The sequence below is a fragment of the Clostridium sp. 'deep sea' genome, assembly GCF_014931565.1.
GTDB lineage: Bacteria > Bacillota > UBA994 > PWPR01 > PWPR01.
Map to the genome: position 1 here is coordinate 625,707 of NZ_CP063353.1, position 17,753 is coordinate 643,459.

General features: G+C 33.4%; 16 protein-coding genes. All 16 read right to left on the reverse strand.

Annotated elements, in window-relative coordinates; genetic code table 11:
• Positions 1-83 precede the first annotated feature (83 nt).
• Positions 84-1,298, reverse strand: coding sequence for an aspartate kinase (gene dapG / locus IMX26_RS02980; RefSeq protein ID WP_195160215.1), 1,215 nt, complete (start codon positions 1,296-1,298; stop codon positions 84-86).
• Positions 1,299-1,309: 11 nt separating this feature from the next.
• On the reverse strand, positions 1,310-1,882 hold the full coding sequence (locus IMX26_RS02985; RefSeq protein ID WP_243259305.1) for a dipicolinate synthase subunit B: 573 nt from the start codon (positions 1,880-1,882) through the stop codon (positions 1,310-1,312).
• Positions 1,883-2,737: a dipicolinate synthase subunit DpsA gene (locus IMX26_RS17770; RefSeq protein WP_347707908.1), complete on the reverse strand. Its 855-nt coding sequence runs from the start codon at positions 2,735-2,737 to the stop codon at positions 1,883-1,885.
• Positions 2,738-2,977: 240 nt separating this feature from the next.
• Positions 2,978-4,450: a stage IV sporulation protein A gene (gene spoIVA, locus IMX26_RS02995; RefSeq protein WP_195160217.1), complete on the reverse strand. Its 1,473-nt coding sequence runs from the start codon at positions 4,448-4,450 to the stop codon at positions 2,978-2,980.
• A 175-nt stretch (positions 4,451-4,625) separates the two neighbouring features.
• Positions 4,626-5,636, reverse strand: coding sequence for an NAD(P)H-dependent glycerol-3-phosphate dehydrogenase (locus IMX26_RS03000; protein WP_195160218.1), 1,011 nt, complete (start codon positions 5,634-5,636; stop codon positions 4,626-4,628).
• Entirely contained in the window at positions 5,636-6,961 is a 1,326-nt protein-coding gene (der, locus tag IMX26_RS03005) for a ribosome biogenesis GTPase Der (protein ID WP_195160219.1), read from the reverse strand. The genes IMX26_RS03000 and der overlap by 1 nt, the downstream gene beginning before the upstream one ends.
• A complete protein-coding gene (locus IMX26_RS03010) occupies positions 6,962-8,284 on the reverse strand; it encodes a DUF512 domain-containing protein (protein WP_195161325.1) in 1,323 nt (440 codons plus the stop codon).
• Positions 8,285-8,460: 176 nt separating this feature from the next.
• The gene (gene spoIIP / locus IMX26_RS03015) at positions 8,461-9,522 is read right to left on the reverse strand and encodes a stage II sporulation protein P (RefSeq protein ID WP_195160220.1); all 1,062 of its coding nucleotides are present in this window, start codon (positions 9,520-9,522) and stop codon (positions 8,461-8,463) included.
• Positions 9,506-10,195, reverse strand: coding sequence for a DUF1614 domain-containing protein (locus IMX26_RS03020; protein WP_195161326.1), 690 nt, complete (start codon positions 10,193-10,195; stop codon positions 9,506-9,508). The genes spoIIP and IMX26_RS03020 overlap by 17 nt, the downstream gene beginning before the upstream one ends.
• A 66-nt stretch (positions 10,196-10,261) precedes the next feature.
• Positions 10,262-11,311 carry a type 2 isopentenyl-diphosphate Delta-isomerase gene (gene fni / locus IMX26_RS03025; protein WP_195160221.1) on the reverse strand — a complete coding sequence of 350 codons (1,050 nt, stop codon included), beginning with the start codon at positions 11,309-11,311 and terminating at the stop codon, positions 10,262-10,264.
• A 46-nt stretch (positions 11,312-11,357) separates the two neighbouring features.
• The gene (locus IMX26_RS03030; RefSeq protein ID WP_195160222.1) at positions 11,358-13,499 is read right to left on the reverse strand and encodes a bifunctional 4-hydroxy-3-methylbut-2-enyl diphosphate reductase/30S ribosomal protein S1; all 2,142 of its coding nucleotides are present in this window, start codon (positions 13,497-13,499) and stop codon (positions 11,358-11,360) included.
• An 8-nt stretch (positions 13,500-13,507) separates the two neighbouring features.
• Complete coding sequence (locus IMX26_RS03035) at positions 13,508-14,080, reverse strand: lysophospholipid acyltransferase family protein (RefSeq protein ID WP_195160223.1); 573 nt, start codon at positions 14,078-14,080, stop codon at positions 13,508-13,510.
• A 1-nt stretch (position 14,081) separates the two neighbouring features.
• Positions 14,082-14,756: a (d)CMP kinase gene (gene cmk, locus IMX26_RS03040; RefSeq protein WP_195160224.1), complete on the reverse strand. Its 675-nt coding sequence runs from the start codon at positions 14,754-14,756 to the stop codon at positions 14,082-14,084.
• Between the two features lie 137 nt (positions 14,757-14,893).
• Positions 14,894-15,256 (reverse strand): chorismate mutase, encoded by a 363-nt coding sequence (gene aroH, locus IMX26_RS03045; protein WP_195160225.1) that lies wholly within the window; start codon positions 15,254-15,256, stop codon positions 14,894-14,896.
• Between the two features lie 453 nt (positions 15,257-15,709).
• Positions 15,710-17,035, reverse strand: coding sequence for a PepSY1/2 domain-containing protein (locus IMX26_RS03050; RefSeq protein WP_195160226.1), 1,326 nt, complete (start codon positions 17,033-17,035; stop codon positions 15,710-15,712).
• A 13-nt stretch (positions 17,036-17,048) separates the two neighbouring features.
• Entirely contained in the window at positions 17,049-17,726 is a 678-nt protein-coding gene (gene sleB / locus IMX26_RS03055; protein WP_195160227.1) for a spore cortex-lytic enzyme, read from the reverse strand.
• Between the last annotated feature and the right edge of the window lie 27 nt (positions 17,727-17,753).

The window sequence follows — 17,753 nt, forward strand, 5'->3', positions numbered from 1 at the left end:
CATTTCCTTTGTATAAAAGTTTATTATTTAACATAAATAGCTTAAACCTAACATTATTTAAAATAATAGTATTAGTTAATAGGTTAATTATAGTTACTTGTACAGAATTTTTGGTGTAATAATCTTACTGCTTCATTAGTATCTGCTTCTTTTACTAAACAGGTTATTGTCATATGCGAATCACTTGTTTGCAGTATTTCAATTTCATTTTCTACTAAGGTGCTTACTATTTGTGATAAAACACCTGGCTGATTATGCATACCCGCACCAATACATGAAACCTTACTAACATTATTAGTAACCTGATACTCAAGGTTTAATTTATCCATAACATATATAGCTTTTTTATAACTGCTTTTATTTGTAACAAAATGATGTCCAATAGTGCCAATATTAATTAAATCTAAACTTACTCCAGCGTCTGCCAGTGATTCATATAATTTTTTTGATTGATTTGCACCTAAGTTTTTAATATTGAACTGCACTAATCCCTTCATATGCGCAATAGCAGTTATTACTCTGCCAACTTTATTTTCATAAGTTCTTTCGCTCTCACTATCAATTATTAAGGTGCCCTGTTCAGCATTATTGGCAGTAGCTACCAGCAGTGGTATGTGATGTTCCATAGCTAATTCTACAGCACGTGGGTGCACAACTTTTGCTCCTTTACTGGTCATTTGAAATAACTCTTGGTAAGATATTTTATTCATTACGTATGCTTCAGGAGCAACTCTTGGATCTGCTGTCATAACTCCTGTTACATCAGTATAAATTTCAACCCTTTCTGCCTCTAATGCAATACCTAAAGCTATGGCTGTAGTATCACTACCGCCTCTTCCAAGTGTAGTAATGTCATTATTTTTATCCATACCTTGAAAACCAGCAACAATTACTACTTTATTATTTTCAAGAGCCGCTATTATTCTTTTTGTATCAATATTTATTATTCTGGCATTATTAAAGTTAGATGTAGTTTTTATACCAGCCTGAAAACCTGTTAATACCTTAGCTTTTAAACCCTCTTGCTGAATTTTAGCAGCAACTACTACTGCAGATATAATTTCTCCACAAGACATTAGTAGATCTTTTTCTCTGCTCGGTACTACTTCTTTTTTATTATCTATTAAGCTAAGTAAAGTATCGGTTGCATACGGCTGCCCAAGTCTACCCATAGCAGACACTACAATAACCAGTTTATAGTCTTTTTTTTCTGCATTTTTGACACTGTCGGCAAGCAATTGTCTTGCTTCTTCTGTGGCAACAGAAGTACCTCCATATTTTTGCACTAGTATTCTCATATTAAGCATCCTTATCTGTATGTTATAATTACTGGTTGTAATTGTTGATATTTAAGTGCAGCATTTATTGCATCTGGAACTAAAGTCATATCAGAAACCAAAGATTTTGGTTTTGCAGTGGGATTATCTTGACCAAATGGCACAAAATATACATTTTTATTTACCATTAGTTTGGCAATATTTTGCATATTTATTCCTAATCCATCATTAGTTGAAATCGCTAATACTACAGGCTTTTGGTTTCTCCATTGAGATTTACAGGCCATTGTTACCGAAGTATCACTAATACCATTTGCAAGCTTTGCTAAGGTATTTCCTGTACATGGTGCTACAACTATCATATCTAAAAGATTTTTTGGACCAATTGGTTCAACATCTGGCAGCGTATATAGTATCTTATTACCCGTTATCCGCTCTACTTCATCTTTCCAATATTGAGCCTCTCCAAATCTCGTATTTATTGTATAAACATTACTACTCATTATCGGTATTATATCATAACCTTTATCTTTTAGCTTACTTAAAACAGGCATTGTTTTATGAAAAGTACAAAAAGAACCTGTTAAAGCAAATCCAATAATCACTTATACTCCTCCCTCTATTAATTTTTTATTAATGCAATTTGCCATTATTTCTCCAGCAGATGAGGGTGAATATTTTCCAGGAATACCGGGTTTTAACACAGCTTTTATACCCAACTGTTCAGCTACTTCAAAATCTGTACCACCTGGACTAGAAGCAATATCTATTATAACTGTATTTTGACTCATTTTACGCAATACACATTCACACAATATATATGCTGGTACAGTGTTAAATATTGAATCTGCTTTTTTTATTTCTTGTACAAACTGACTATAGCCTATGCCTCTAAAACCATCTCTCCAAGCCTCTGATCTGGACACCTCTCTTCTTGCAACAACTGTAGTATTTATATCAACTGCTTTTAACAAACGAGCTAATGCTTTACCACATTTTCCATAACCTAAAACATAACTATTAGTATCTCTTACAGCTTTTTTACTTAATTGCATTAAGGCATAAAGTGAACCCTCTGCTGTTAGTAAGGCATTTTTTAGTGCAAAATTATCATCGTTGTTTAATAAAATAATATCACTTATTTCAATTTTGTTTTTTTGCACAACTCCTATTATTTTTGAGCCTTTTTGTAGGTTTGTAAAAAACTGTTTACCAAAATAGCAAGCCTTTTTATTCCATTTTGATATTGCTGAATAATCGCTTTCTAAACCCCTAACAGGCAGAATAATTGCTTGCATATTTGCAGGCATTTCTTCTGGATTATTTATCAGCTTAATATTTGCATATGTTTTAAGTACGGGTGCATTTAATACGTAAACCTTATAATCTAATTTGGATAGTTCATAAACTAAATATTTGTATCTTTCATCATCATAAATAACACTAATGTTTTTACTAATAACTAACCCACCTTTCTCTAATTTCTCATACTATATGTTATGCCTCAGTTAAAATATAGGTACTGACATATCATAAAAAGTTAAATATCTAAGTAATAGTACAGATAAAAATTGCTTTCACCATTAATCTAAATTTCTATTTAAAAAATTTAACGATCTGCCAAAGCAAATCGTTACTTCATAAATTATAAAATAAAAAGCCACCACTAAGTGGAAGCTTGATAAGTATTATTACATAGACTAAAGGATAATAGCTATTAGTCCACCATTTCCTTCATTAATTATCTTTTCTAGTGCTTCTCTTAATTTGTCACGAGCATTTTCCGGCATATTAAAGAGCTTTTTCTGAATACCTTCTTCAACAAGTGTTTGTAGTGATTTACCAAATATATTAGATTCCCAAAGACGCTCTGGGCTTGCTTCAAACTCATCTAGTAAGTATTTAATTAGCTCCTCACTCTGTCGTTCAGAACCGATTATAGGAGCTACCTCAGATTCTACATCTACTTTAACAATATGATATGAGGGAGCACTAGCTTTTAGCCTTACCCCAAACCTATTACCTTGCCTTATAATCTCAGGTTCTTCTAAAATCATTTCTAACATTTTTGGAGGCACAACACCATATCCCATTTTTCTGGCTGACATAAGCGCTTCTTTTATCATGTCATATTCATTCTTAGCTTCTACATAACCATATAAATGAGGAATTAAATCATCAATTGTTGTTAAGTCTAAACCAGTTATTTCTTTTAATATTTGCATAAAGAGCTCTTGAGGCATTACAATTTTAATATCTGCTATACCTTCACCTAGTTGTAATTTCTCTAAAATAACTTCGGAGATATAGTCTATAGATAGCAGCTTCTCTGTAAGACTTAAAATATCTCTTACTGTATTAGCACCATAACTAGATGTACTCACATGTTCGTGTATTTTTTTAGATAGCCAATGTTTTTTTGGCAATTTTTCTAGCCAATCTGGCATGGTGATGTTAATTTCTTGTAATGGGAACTCATAAAGCACCTCTTGAAGTATTTTATACATTTCTTCGTTACCCATATTACTAACATCAACAGGAATTATTGATACTGCATATTTTTCAGCTAGTTCTTGTTGAAGTACTTCTGTTTCTTCGGAGTTAGGATTTTGGGTGTTTAAGATTACCACAAAAGGCTTTTGAATGCGTTGCATTTCGTTAATAATTTTTTCTTCGGCAGCAATATAGTTTTCACGTTCAATGTCAACTATACTACCATCTGTTGTTATTACTACCCCAATAGTTGAGTGCTCACGCATTACTTTTTCAGTACCAATTTCAGCAGCCTCAGCAAATGGAACAGGTTCTTCAAACCAGGGTGTCATAACCATACGTGGCCCCTCTTCATCTTCGTAACCCTGGGCTCCATTTATCATGTATCCAACGCAATCTACTAACCTAACCCTCATACTAGTATTGTCTGTTAGATCAATCTCAATCGCATCTTCTGGAATGAATTTAGGCTCAGTAGTCATTACCATTTTTCCTGTACCACTCTGTGGTAATTGATCTGTAGCTCTTTCAAGCTCTAAGTCATCTTTAATTTCAGGAATAACAAAGAGCTCCATAAATTTTTTAATAAATGTAGACTTGCCTGTTCTAACAGGGCCTACAACTCCTAAGTAAATATCACCGCCTGTGCGTTGAATTAAATCTTTATACAGCTGATCCATTAATACGTCCCCTCCCTGAATCTTACTAATTAAATCATATTATTATTGAGCCTGTTAACTAATATGCAAATTGTCCTACGATAATTCGGCTTGTATAAAAAAAAATCCGGTTTTCACCGGATTTCTTGTTATTTTTGTAATTATCTTGCTATCTATTTATTTAAAGATTACATTATTAAAATGCTATGTCTTCTATTTCATGCCTTTTATCACCTGTCATTAGCTCTTTTACAGCATCTTTACCAGATAAACCTTCATAGAGTATTCTATACAGTGTAGATGTAATTGGCATTCTAACATTATGTTTTTGGGCTAAATGATAAGCTGATCTACAAGCTCCTACACCCTCTACTTCCATTTTTGTTTGACTTAAGTATTCTTTTAAAGATACACCTTTACCTAGGGCTATACCACACCTTCTATTTCTACTATGCATTGATGTGCATGTTACAATTAAATCTCCTATCCCCGACAGGCCCGCAAAAGTCATTGATGTTGCTCCCATAGCTTTTCCTAATCTAGTTATTTCAGAGATACCCCTAGTCATTAAAGCTGCTCTTGTGTTATCCCCATAACTTAAGCCATCAAGTATCCCAGTTGCTAAAGCAATGATATTTTTAAGAGCACCACCTAGTTCAACACCAACTATATCTGAGCTAGTATATACTCTAAAATAAGATGTCATAAAAGCATCTTGTAATAATTCTGCTGTTTCTTTTTCTTCGGCAGCAATAACAGTTGCAGAAGGAATTTTTTTACCAGTTTCTTCTGCATGATTTGGTCCTGATAAAACTGCAAATTTATTATTAGGTAAATTTTCTTTGATAATTACACTCAGTCTTTTTTTAGTTGTTGGATCAAAGCCTTTGCCAACATTTATAATTACTGCTTCTTTTGATATATTATTTTTAACTAGCTGTAAGGTTTGGCTTACATAAGCAGATGGAACAGCAAATACAACTAAATCTTTATTATTTACTGCCTCAAAAATATCATTAACTGCAAAAATATTTTTAGCCAAAGTTACATTAGGTAAAAAAGTCTTATTAACATGTTCATTGTTTATAGACTGCATAACCTCTTTTTCTCTTGCCCAGAGAGTTACTTTACTAAAATTATCAGCTAATACTACACTTAATGCGGTTCCCCATCCTCCAGCACCAATAACTGCAACATTTTTAAACATTACTTATCTCCACTCCTTGAACGTTCATTAATTTTCCACTTAATAGGTGTTCCTACAAAGCCATAAATTTCTCTTATAACATTCTCTAAATGACGTTGATATGAAAAATGCATGAGTTTTTTATTATTAACAAACAGCACAAACATAGGTGGTTTAACACCCGTTTGAGTACAATATAAAATACGTAATTGCTTGCCTTTACTGCTTGGTGGCGGTGTCATAAAAGTTGCTTCTTCTATTACTGTATTTAATGTTCCTGTAGGTATACGAATATTCTGTTGTTCTGATACAAATTCTATTAATTCTAATAAAGCATGTAATCTTTGCCCAGTTTTTGCAGATATAAATACCATAGGAGCAAATTTTAAAAATGGAATTTCACTATAAACTTTTTTCTTGAATTGCTCAAGAGTATGTTCATCTTTTTCTGGTAAATCCCATTTGTTAACTACAATAATGCAACCTCTACCTTTTTCGTAAGCATAGCCAGCAATTTTTTTGTCTTGCTCAGAGATTCCTTCAACGGCATCTATTAAGATTAAAGCTATATCACAGCGATCCACTGCACTTAGTGTTCTGCTAACGCTAAAGCGTTCAATATCCTCTTTAATTTTTCCTTTTCTTCTTAAACCAGCAGTATCTATTAAAACAATATCTCTTTTATTATATTTAAATTTAGAGTCTATAGAATCTCTAGTAGTTCCAGGGATATTACTTACAATAGTTCTTTCTTCACCTAAAAGCTTATTAGTTAAAGAAGACTTACCTACATTTGGTTTGCCAACTATCGCTACTTTAAGGTTATCTTCTAAGTCATTTTCTTTAACCTCAAAAGGAAAGTTATCTACTATAGAATCTAATAAATCACCAGTTCCTTGTCCATTAGAAGCTGAGATTGGTAAAATAACTTCATAACCTAAGTTATAAAACTCATACATTTCATCGTTTAAATTTACTGTATCTATTTTATTACAAGCAATAATAACTGGTCTATCTTTACCTCTTAGGTACCCAGCTATCTCTTGATCTAAGGGATTTATGCCCTCTCTACCATCTACTACAAATACAATTACATCAGCTTCTTGGGCTGCAATGTCCACTTGATACCTTATATCTACTACAAATGGATCATCATCACTAAAATTTATTCCTCCAGTATCAATAACCGTAAACTGCTTATTTTGCCATTCACAATCAGCATATAAGCGGTCTCTTGTTACACCTGGTGTATCTTCTACTATTGCTTTTCGATAACCAACAAACCTATTAAACAATGTTGATTTTCCTACGTTCGGTCGACCAACTAATGCAACTACCGGTAACATTTACATCACACCTTTTTCCATTATTACATCTAATAATGCCTTTCCACTTACCTCTACAGGGGAAATGCACATTTTCAATTTTTTTTCTATATCTGATATAGTGATATCATCTAAAAACTTGGTAGAGTTATACTGTAGCATATTTTTAGGTATTATTATTGCTGAGTTTACATCTGCTTTTTTTAAGGTAGTAATCAAATCTTGTCCAACTATTAATCCTGCCACTGTAATCAATGGACCAAAAAACTCGTTCTCAACCTGTAATACTTCATACTTAAATGTACTATTTATTTTTTTAATCTCATTTAACAAATCATTTATATAGCTAAATGCTAATTTACCTGTTGCTATTGTAATTTTTCTTTTAAACTCTAACCCACATATTTTAACATAGTTTTCTTTAAATGAATCATTAAATTGGTCAATTAATAGTCTAATCATGCCTATTCCATTCTCTAACTGCGAATAATCTTCATAATAACCTGCCTTAGGCACTTGTTTTTGGGCTTTTAAGTAAATTTCATCAGATAAATAGATAACTCTTTTGCCATAATCCGCTTTATGTTTATCTCCATAACCATTACATAAATCTATTATATCCCTTGCTTCATTTTTAGTTAAGGGTCTTAGGTCAAACAAATTTTCTCTAAACTTTGTTAATCCTACTGGAACAACTGCTAATGACAACAAGTTAGGCATTAACGTGTTTAAATCATCTAAGGTTTGTTTTAGAACTTGACCATCATTAAGTCCAGGACACAATACTATTTGAGCATGAAAACAAATACCACTTTCTTTAAAATCCCGTAAAAAACTTAATATATCAAAATCTTTTTTATACCGTATTAAACTATTTCTATCTCTAGTTTGATGAACAGAAATATATAAAGGGCTTAAATTTAGTCTCTTGATACGTTCAATATCTGTTTGTTTTAAATTTGTACCAGTCATATAACTGCCCGATAAAAAAGACAGTCTATAATCATCATCTTTTATATATAGAGTTTCACGCATACCTTTAGGCATTTGTGAAACAAAACAAAACTTACAATTATTATGGCATTTTGTAATAGGCGTAATAGTTGGAGGAGTAAAAACTATGCCTAAGTCTTCATCAAAATCTTTTTCTATTGCAAATTCAGTTTCTGTATTATCTTCATGTAAAACTAGTAATTCAAGATAGTCATCAGCTATATGTATCATATAGTCAAGAATATCACCAACCTCTTGACCATTAATGGTAACTAACTTATCTCCTTGCTTTAAACCCAACTCTTTTGCAATACTATTTTCTTTTATACTATCTATCAACGCATAAGCCATAATTTTCACCTTCACCTCAAAGTAATTATAATATACTTTTTATAAACAAGCGTATTAAATAATATCATAGAAAAAAGAATCTATAAAGAAGAACTTACAATTAAAGCAATTCTTCAAACATAGATTCTTCATTTACTGGTAAGCATTTAGTTAACTCAGTAACTAAATGCCTTAACTTACTTATCCTTTTTTCGATACTTAGCTAGTGCTGAAGCATAGCGTTTTTTAGTTTCATCTATAACATTCTTTTTAAAGCTACCCCAAGAACCATAGTTAATAAACAAAAAAATACCAAATACTACAATTGCTCCAATTACTAAATACATGATAGAGCTTGTTGAGCCAGCATTACCTACGGCATTACCTCCACCTAAATAATCAGATAATACACCAGCAAAAAGTGAGGCTCCCTCAGTAGCATCCTTTTTACTTATTTTATGTGAGCCAATCTCTACTAAAATTACTCTAGGACCTAAATCCTGATTATATCCACCTCTGGCAAAGTAAATATCCTTTACTAAGCCAGGGTATTTTTTATCGGCTATTTGCTTAAGCTTTTGAGCAAACTGTTTATTCGCCTGTTGATTAGGGTTTTGTCTACCCACCACAAACCTTACTTTTGATACCTCTTTACCATTTATGTTTGCCTTATAATACTTGGCAGGGATAGCATCTCGATGTACATCAACAACTACATCTGCTCCTTTTTTTATCATCTCCATAGCGGTTCTTCTGGAACGTTGATAAGCACCTGAGTCATGGGGAACATGGCTATCTTCTGAAAAAATAACCTTAAAACCATTCTTTTCTAACTCAGAGGCTAAAGACTTACCTACATCTACAATTCCACCCTTAGACTTACTACTTTCTGTACCATCACCAGGTATATAACTTTCATCCGTATGTGTTTGATAAATACCAACAGTAAAGTCTTTGTTATTTGAGAACACAGTATCATTTGAAGAGTTTTTTGTTGTATCGCCAAACTCAACCTTACTTACAAACTCAGCCCATGCTTTCATTTGGGCTTCATCAACTCTTACAATTTTATATAAAAAATCTTCACTCGATTGGTACATATCACCTACATATACCTTACTACCTCTAGCAAAAATCTCTCGGTTTTCATTATCGTAAACTATATAGTAGTTTTCTGAAACATTATCACTGGTTGCTAATGCAACTAATGGAGTAAATAAAAGAAGCAAAATCATAAATAAACTAGTTAGTCTCTTCATTTTCATCCTCCTTCACATTATCAAGAGAAGCAAGAGTACTAGCTGAATGTGCCTTTTCAATTTTATGCTCTTTATTAACTCTCATACGCTCTCGTGTTTCACCTATAAGTTCTGCTAGTAAAACACCTAAGATACCCGCTAAAACAGTTGCATCAAATACACCAGCTCCACCCAATACCACTTTAGATTCAAGACCTTGTCGATATATTTCAAAAGCGTATATTATATCATTTATTATGATAGAAAACACACCTGCTACAAAGGCACTTCTTCTACTTCTACCAGTAATATAAGCAACTACACCAGCAATTAGTGCATATAAGTAATTTGGTTCTATTATCATAGTTTCAGTTTCTGCAGGTAAATATCTACTTGCTAAATAAACTGCTAAAGAAGTAACTACAATCGCTATTAAAGCTCGCCATCTTTCTTTTGTTGTATCTATTCTATATAAAATATAAATACCAAGTAATAAGGGAATAAGAGCTCCGCCAATGTTGACAGCTATTCCAGCGGTTATGGGTATATTAGGTATAAATGTACCAACAAACATGAGGGCAATAACTAATAATGCCATTTTATCATTTAGATACAGTCTATCTAAAGCTCGTTGTCCTATACCAAAGAATATTAATATAGATAATACAACAAGTGCAATTAAGCCAATAGGCATGCCAGCCAAAAAATCACACTCCTTTTAACCTTTTCTATATTTTTGCCTGACATAGATTAATTATCCTTACCTATTAGCATATTTTTTAATATCTATATTCCTTAATTGGCTATATTCATATAATCTACCAGTAATAAGCAATGGAATGCCGCTTAACTGATTAATATTTTTACACGCTAACATTCTCATTATTACTTTAGTATTTTCTAAATAGTTTATTATAAATTGATTAATCTCTTTATATTTTTTTTGCTCTAAATAGTTTAAAATAGGTGTTATTATACCTATAGCTTTCGCTCCAATAGCTAAACATTTAACAGCTTGTACTGCTGAATAAACACCACCGCTTGCAAGAATATCTCTTTTGTTATTTAAAAAATCTTTAGTCTCAAGTAATGACTCAAAGGTACTTAAACCCCAATTATCAAGGTCTTTTATGCTATTTCTTCTTCTACTATTTTCAACAGCAACAAAGTTAACTCCATTATTACCAGCTATATCCACAGCATGAAAGGCTATATCCATAATTTTTTTAAGCGTTTCTTTAGAGATGCCATAACCAACACCTTTAATTATTACAGGCACATTTAAGGCTTGTACATAATTATTTATGTTTTTAAGGTAACCAACAAAGTTCTTATCTCCCTCGGGCATCACTGCTTCCTGTGCTAGGTTTAAGTGCACTTGTAATAAATCTGCCTCTAATACTTCTACACATCGTTTTACATTTTCTGTACTTAAATGTGCTGGCACATTGGCTATTATTTTGAGTTTAGGGTTGTTTTTACGAATTGCTTTATAATAATTATCTGTATTTTCCGCTATCATTGCTGTTTGAGAACCAACCGCAAAAGCCAACTCATGGTCACTTGCAATTTTTGCTAAATTATTTAACATTTCTGTTGTATTTTGGGTTCCGCCTGTAGAAGCATTTAAGAAAAGATAGTTCCTTAACTCAATACCAGCAATTTTTGTATTTAAACTAATCTCAGATAAATCTTTTTCTGGCAGCTCTTGGGGTATAAATCTAATATTTTTATGTTCATCACTACTCTGTTTTTGTTTAAATAACAAAAGAGAGTGATTAACATGCTCAAGCTTTCTTTCGCCTCGCATTTAAAACACTCCCTTGTATTTTATCTATGCTATATAAACTAATATATTAGCTTCTTTTTTTAGCTTTTGATAATAAGTCACCAAACATGTCACCTAATGTAACACTAGAGGCCTCTGTATGTTCTACTGAACGTCTTGGCTCTCTTTTTGGTCTCTCTTTGCGTGCTGGACGCTCTGTTGTTTCTTTAACGCTTAAACTAATACGCTTTTCTTCTTTGCTAACACTTAAAACTTTAACTGTAACAGTATCGCCAGGATTAACAACATCCTCAGCTTTCTCTACATGGTTCCAAGCTAATTGAGAAATGTGAACTAAACCTTCAACTCCAGGCTCTAACTCAACAAATGCACCAAAGCTAACTGTACGAACAACTTTACCTTCTTTAACATCACCAGACTTGTAGTTTTCTTCTACAGTTGTCCAAGGATCAGGTAATACTTGACGAACACTTAAAGAAACTCGCTCGTTTTCACGATCAACGCCTAATACTTTAACCTTTACGCTGTCGCCTTCTTTAACAACCTCAGATGGATGCTCAACACGACCCCAAGATAACTCAGAGATATGAACTAATCCGTCTACGGCTCCAATATCAACGAATACGCCAAAGTTAGTAATTCTTTGAACTGTACCTTCAAGAACTTGACCTACTTGTAATTCATCCCAAGTTTTTTCTTGTTCTTTCTTAAATTGATCTTCGAGAACAATTTGACGAGATAATACAACACGACGCTTATGTCTGTCAATCTCGATAATTTTTGCTGAAATTTCTTGTCCAACAAAAACTTCTAACTCAGGAACATAGCTTCTGTCTACTAATGAAGCAGGTAAGAAAGCTCTCATTCCAAAGATATCAACAAGTAAGCCGCCTTTAACTGCCTCTAGTACTTTACCAGAAACAATTTCTTTATTTTCAAAAGCTTCGCGTACTGTATTCCAGGCAGTAATAGCTTGAGCACGCTTTAGAGATAATACAGGATTACCATTATCGTCGCTAACTCGTACTACATATACCTCTACATCATCACCTTCTTTAACTACATCAGCTGGAGTTAGAGATGTGTCGTTTGTTAGTTCGCGAAGTTTAATAATTCCTTCTGATTTGTAACCAATATCAACTAACACTTCATCATCATTAACTTTAACAACTTTACCAGTTACAACACTATTACGTTTAATAGGTGCAACATCGTTGCTTAGAATTTCTTCCATGTTAGATGGTTGTGCAGCTTCCTGCTCAACTTCTGATACTTTTTCTTCTACTACGTCGTTCTCGGCAACTTCTTTATTCTCAACAACAGCTGCTTCAGCAGTTTCCATTGTCTCCTCAGTTACCATAGCTTCTTTTTCGAGATTCTTCTCCATTCGCACAATGACCTCCTTGATAACCCATTCCGGCGTTGATGCTCCCGCAGTAACACCTATAATAAGATCCTTACTTTTAAACCAGCTTGAATCAATATCATTAGCATTAGCTATATGATAAGCACTTACACCAGTTTGGCTACACAGCTCGTATAATCTTCTGGTGTTAGAACTGTGATATCCACCCACAATTAGCATTATATCAACTTGACGAGCCAAGTCAACACTTGCACGCTGTCTAATTGCTGTTGCAGGGCAAATAGTTTGAAAAATATTTAGTTTAGCGTGCTTTTTTTTGATTTTAGATGTAAATTTTGTCCATTTAAGGTTATTTGAAGTAGTTTGAGCAACTACATACAAAAACTCATTCGAGCCTAAAATATCTGCTAAATCATTTACATCTTTAGTAACAATACACTTGCTACCTGCTCTACTAACAATGCCTTTTACTTCAGGATGTTTAAAATCACCATAAATAATTAATAGAGCATTTTTCTGTACAGCTTCTTCAGCAATTTTATGAATTCTTTTAACATGAGGGCATGTAGCATCAAAAATGTCACAGTTGTCACCTATCATGTTCTTAATTTTATCAATTGGAGCGCCATGTGCTTTGATAAGGATTTTGCCATTACTAACTTTAGCTTTACCATCCCACAATGCTAAACCTTTAGACATTAAATCACTCATAACATCCTCGTTATGAACTAAAGCACCATCTACTGTTACATTACCAGAATCCAATATGCTTTCTGCTAACTTTATAGCTTCTCTAACTCCCATACAAAATCCTGCATGTTTCGCTAATATTATTTTACCCATTTTAACACCTAGTTTAAGCGACTTGCTATTACCTTCATAATATTTTGAGTTAAATCGTTTAATTTTTCTTTAGCAATCTTTTTCTCTGACTCAACTTTTATTAAATCATGAAAGGTAATATCAACCTCACTTCTAAACTTATGTTCACTTATATTGATAGTAACCGGAAGTACTGAGCTACCTGTTTTGAGTGCAACATAAGCTGCACCATTATGTGCTTCTCCAACACCCTCTTTATTGCGAGTGCCCTCTGGGAATATGCCAATTACACCATCGTTATTAAGGGTATCAATCATAAACTTAATAGCTTTGCGGTCTGCTGTTCCCCTTTTAACTGGAAATGCACCAGCTTTTAGAAATAATGCTTTTAGCAATGGATTTTTAAAAAGCTCCTCTTTTGCTAAGTATTTTACATGGCGTGGCACTACCGAAGATAACCAAAATGGGTCTATCCAACAAGTATGATTACCACTTATCACAAGTTTACCTTGGGGAAACGGTTTTGGTAAATTATGAACATTTATTTTATTGTATAGATGTAAAAAAGGCCGAGACACAAACACTCCTAATTTATATACCATATTAGTTCTCCATTTCTACCTTAACAGCTTTAAGAATTTGTTCAACAACTTCATTAATACTCATGTTAGAAGAGTCTATAATTTGAGCGTTTTTAGGTATAGTTAGAGGTGATATCTCTCGTTCACTATCTATTTTATCTCTCTTTTCAATATCTCTTTTTATTTCCTCTATAGGAACAGTTAAACCTTGCTTTTGTAATTGATTAAACCTTCTTAAGGCTCTAGTATCTACACTTGCTGTTAAATATATTTTGATATTTGCGTTTGGTAAAACTGTACTACCAGCATCTCTACCTTCCATTACAGAGCCATTTGGACTGTTATTAGCTATTTTTCTTTGCAGATTTACCATAGCATTGCGCACTGACTCATGGGTTGATACCTCGGATACACTGCCACTTACAGCTAAATCCCTAATAAATGGTGTTATGTATAGACCATTAATATAATAATGTATACTACTGTTTATAAACCTTGGCTCTAATTGAGTTGCAAGTTTTAAGAGTCTATAACTATCATTAACATCAACCTCATATAGTATAGCTGCACAGGTTACTGAGCGATACATAGCCCCAGTATCAATTAATGTATAGTTTAGTTTATTAGCAACAAGTTTAGCTATTGTACTTTTACCAGCCCCTGCAGGGCCATCAATAGTAATAGCAAGCTTTCTCACATTCTCACTCCCGTTTAGCGATTAATAGTCTGTTTATCAACGAAATAACAGAATATTATTCAACTAATTCTCTCACAAAATTATTTTATTTTATAGTTCTATTCATTTATGTTTACTATAGGTTAAAATTAACATTCTTATTCACTAAAAAGATCTGGTCGTAGCGTTTTAGCCTCTCCTAAATATACATAGTTAGGTATAAAATCATTTTGTTTGTTAACATGAACCATTACTCGTATACATTTAGGTAAGGATCCTACCACATTCATTTCATGGGCACACATTAAAGCCACATTTGTAATCCCCAACTCTCGTACTGCCCGTGCTGGAAAAGCTGCGTTTAGATCTCTAGTAGTAGTAAAAAACATGCTAATTAAGTCTTCATTATTAATGCCATTTGTATTGATTAACTCTGTAATCATCTCTTTTGTGGCAATTAAAATAGCTTGCTCACTATTAGCTACCGCAGTAGTTGCCCCACGTATGGCAAATGTTTTCATCTCTCTCACCCCAAACAACTTAATTATAATATTAATATTGAATAGGCTCAAGCATAAGTTTTATGTATTCGGAAGTTACTAAAGTAACTATGGTAAAAGAATCTCCTTGAAGCATCGTGAGCTTAGGACTAATCTATCTTTAATCCCGCGCCAGCCCAAACTCAATGCCAACAGGCATTGCCACACCGTAGTTGACTTGTCAACTACCCACCCCGCGAAGTCCACAGGACGAGCCCACTCCAGTTTCATGCCAGAATAAAGGTATAATAATATCACCACTCATCAAACTGGTCGAAATAGATACTTTTATACGATACTTAAAACTATCTTTAATCCCGCGCCAGCCCAAACCCAATGCCAACAGGCATTGCCACACCGTAGTTGACTTGTCAACTACCCACCCCGCGAAGTCCACAGGACGAGCCCACTCCAGTAATTTTAATTACTAAATCATCACTTACTCTCCAACCGAATAATATTTTCCTCATTGCCATTAGTAGCATTAATATAAATTAAATAATTTTCACCAGCTAAAGATACTGCCGCCTCATATGTTAGCACCTCAAGTCCCTGCTGGTTAAAAATAATTGCCTTACGTACATTATTTATTACAGAGTTTTTAGGCAGATAATCATATACCTGTTGTTGAGTTAATATATCGTCTGTTATATTTCTCTCATGATGAAATTTAATGTATTCTGTAAAATCAATACCAGCTATTATACCACTGTTAAGATTCACATTAAATCTAACAATTTCAGGGTATAAAAGTATATCGTCTTTTAATCCTGCTAACATTATCATCATGGCATTTTCATTAGCATTATGACCGACTACAGCAGTTGAACCAAACTCTATTTTTGTTAAATACTGCTTAACAAGTGCTATTGACTCTTCATCATTTATAGGACGACCTTTTAAAATGCTATCACCCATTAACCAAACAAGCCTACCCTCTGCTCTTGTTACAGCACAGGTATATTGATTAACACCATTATTAAAGAAAACTACATAACATGGAATATCTCCTTCACTAATTGTTACTTGAATCGGCTCTCCTACCTCTAAATTTAGCTTTCTAAGATACTCTGCTGCCTTCTGCTTAGCTTTAGTCTCATCAATAACACCGTTGCTCACGTAGTATATTTTGGGCTCCTTAACATGGGGCATTATCCCTGCCTGCGTTTCACTATAGGCTTTAACATCTTTATCTACCAAATGTAGTCCATCAATTACTGTATTATCCGCTACTTCGTTTTTATTGTACATTAATTCAATATCTACCCAGCTTAAATTGTTTTCTATAATATTGCTTTGTACACTCTGCAGATTTTTTAGAATGTCACTAGTGCACTTTTTTAAGTCAACTAACGTTTTCCATTCAGCATCCGAGAGGCTGTTTTCTTGCTCAAGGTTTTTGGTGTTAACCTGCCAAGCAAAATCCCCTATTTTTTGAAGCGTTGTTTCAGTACTAATTAAATCAACCAGTATTAAAGGCAGTTTGCCTAACTCCTCCTGAGAAGTATATACTTGCCTAGTTAAGGTAGACATTATCTCTTGTTGGTTTATTAAATCTTTGGCAACAAGACTTTTGGCTAAGTTATCTTCAATGGTTTTTATATGGCTTACTAAACTATGAAAAGACTGTTGATACATACTCTCTGTACGTGTTTTTAAGTAGCTTAAAGAGTTATTATTTTGAATATAAAAATATCCACCAACACCAAAGACAATTACGTTAAGAATTACTAAGGCTATAAGCCATCTGTATTTTTTCATTTTTTTACCCCCACTACTTTAAAAACCTATGTTTTCCAATTGTCATAACATGTGGTCTTGTCCATATCCACGATGATGTAGCCGTAACAGGATTAAAGTAGTATAAACAACCACTAGTAGGATCCCAACCATTTAAGGCATCTCTTGCTGCTTTAAATGATTGCTGATCTGGAGTCATGTAAAACTGACCATCACTAACTGCTGTAAACGCTAAGGGCTCAAAAATTACCCCTGATACTGTATTGGGGAAAGCAGATGACTCGACTCTATTGAGAATTACTGCGGCAATTGCTACCTGACCAATATATGGCTCACCTCTTGCCTCTCCATAAATGGCTTTAGCAAGCAGACCTACATCATTATTTGTAACCTGACTGCCAGCATTAGCTAAATTTTGGTTACTACTAACAACACTAACACCCAGCTTTTCAAAAACTGCAGGGCCCACAATACCATCTTCTGTTAAACCATTGCGACGCTGAAAAAACTTAACTGCATTAAATGTATCAGCGCCATATACACCATCAACAGTACCTTTATAATAACCCCAGTTTTTTAATTTTCTTTGTAGTTCTGTAACATCACTACCCTTTGAACCCCAATATAAATTCTTTTCTCCAAGGGCAGCATCAGCTAAGAAAACTGATGACATAATAATAATTAAAATAACAATAATTGATTTTTTATTCATTCTACTTTCACCTCGCTATTAGTTTTT

Excerpts from the sequence above, each read along its gene's own strand:
- der (WP_195160219.1), bottom strand. The coding sequence starts at position 6,961 with ATGTTACCGGTAGTTGCATTAGTTGGTCGACCGAACGTAGGAAAATCA.
- IMX26_RS03050 (WP_195160226.1), bottom strand. The coding sequence starts at position 17,035 with ATGAAAAAATACAGATGGCTTATAGCCTTAGTAATTCTTAACGTAATT.
- IMX26_RS03010 (WP_195161325.1), bottom strand. The coding sequence starts at position 8,284 with ATGGCTTATGCGTTGATAGATAGTATAAAAGAAAATAGTATTGCAAAA.
- dapG (WP_195160215.1), bottom strand. The coding sequence starts at position 1,298 with ATGAGAATACTAGTGCAAAAATATGGAGGTACTTCTGTTGCCACAGAA.
- IMX26_RS03000 (WP_195160218.1), bottom strand. The coding sequence starts at position 5,636 with ATGTTTAAAAATGTTGCAGTTATTGGTGCTGGAGGATGGGGAACCGCA.
- spoIIP (WP_195160220.1), bottom strand. The coding sequence starts at position 9,522 with ATGAAGAGACTAACTAGTTTATTTATGATTTTGCTTCTTTTATTTACT.
- spoIVA (WP_195160217.1), bottom strand. The coding sequence starts at position 4,450 with ATGGATCAGCTGTATAAAGATTTAATTCAACGCACAGGCGGTGATATT.
- aroH (WP_195160225.1), bottom strand. The coding sequence starts at position 15,256 with ATGAAAACATTTGCCATACGTGGGGCAACTACTGCGGTAGCTAATAGT.
- fni (WP_195160221.1), bottom strand. The coding sequence starts at position 11,311 with ATGCGAGGCGAAAGAAAGCTTGAGCATGTTAATCACTCTCTTTTGTTA.
- IMX26_RS03020 (WP_195161326.1), bottom strand. The coding sequence starts at position 10,195 with ATGCCTATTGGCTTAATTGCACTTGTTGTATTATCTATATTAATATTC.
- IMX26_RS03035 (WP_195160223.1), bottom strand. The coding sequence starts at position 14,080 with ATGGTATATAAATTAGGAGTGTTTGTGTCTCGGCCTTTTTTACATCTA.
- IMX26_RS03030 (WP_195160222.1), bottom strand. The coding sequence starts at position 13,499 with ATGGGTAAAATAATATTAGCGAAACATGCAGGATTTTGTATGGGAGTT.
- sleB (WP_195160227.1), bottom strand. The coding sequence starts at position 17,726 with ATGAATAAAAAATCAATTATTGTTATTTTAATTATTATTATGTCATCA.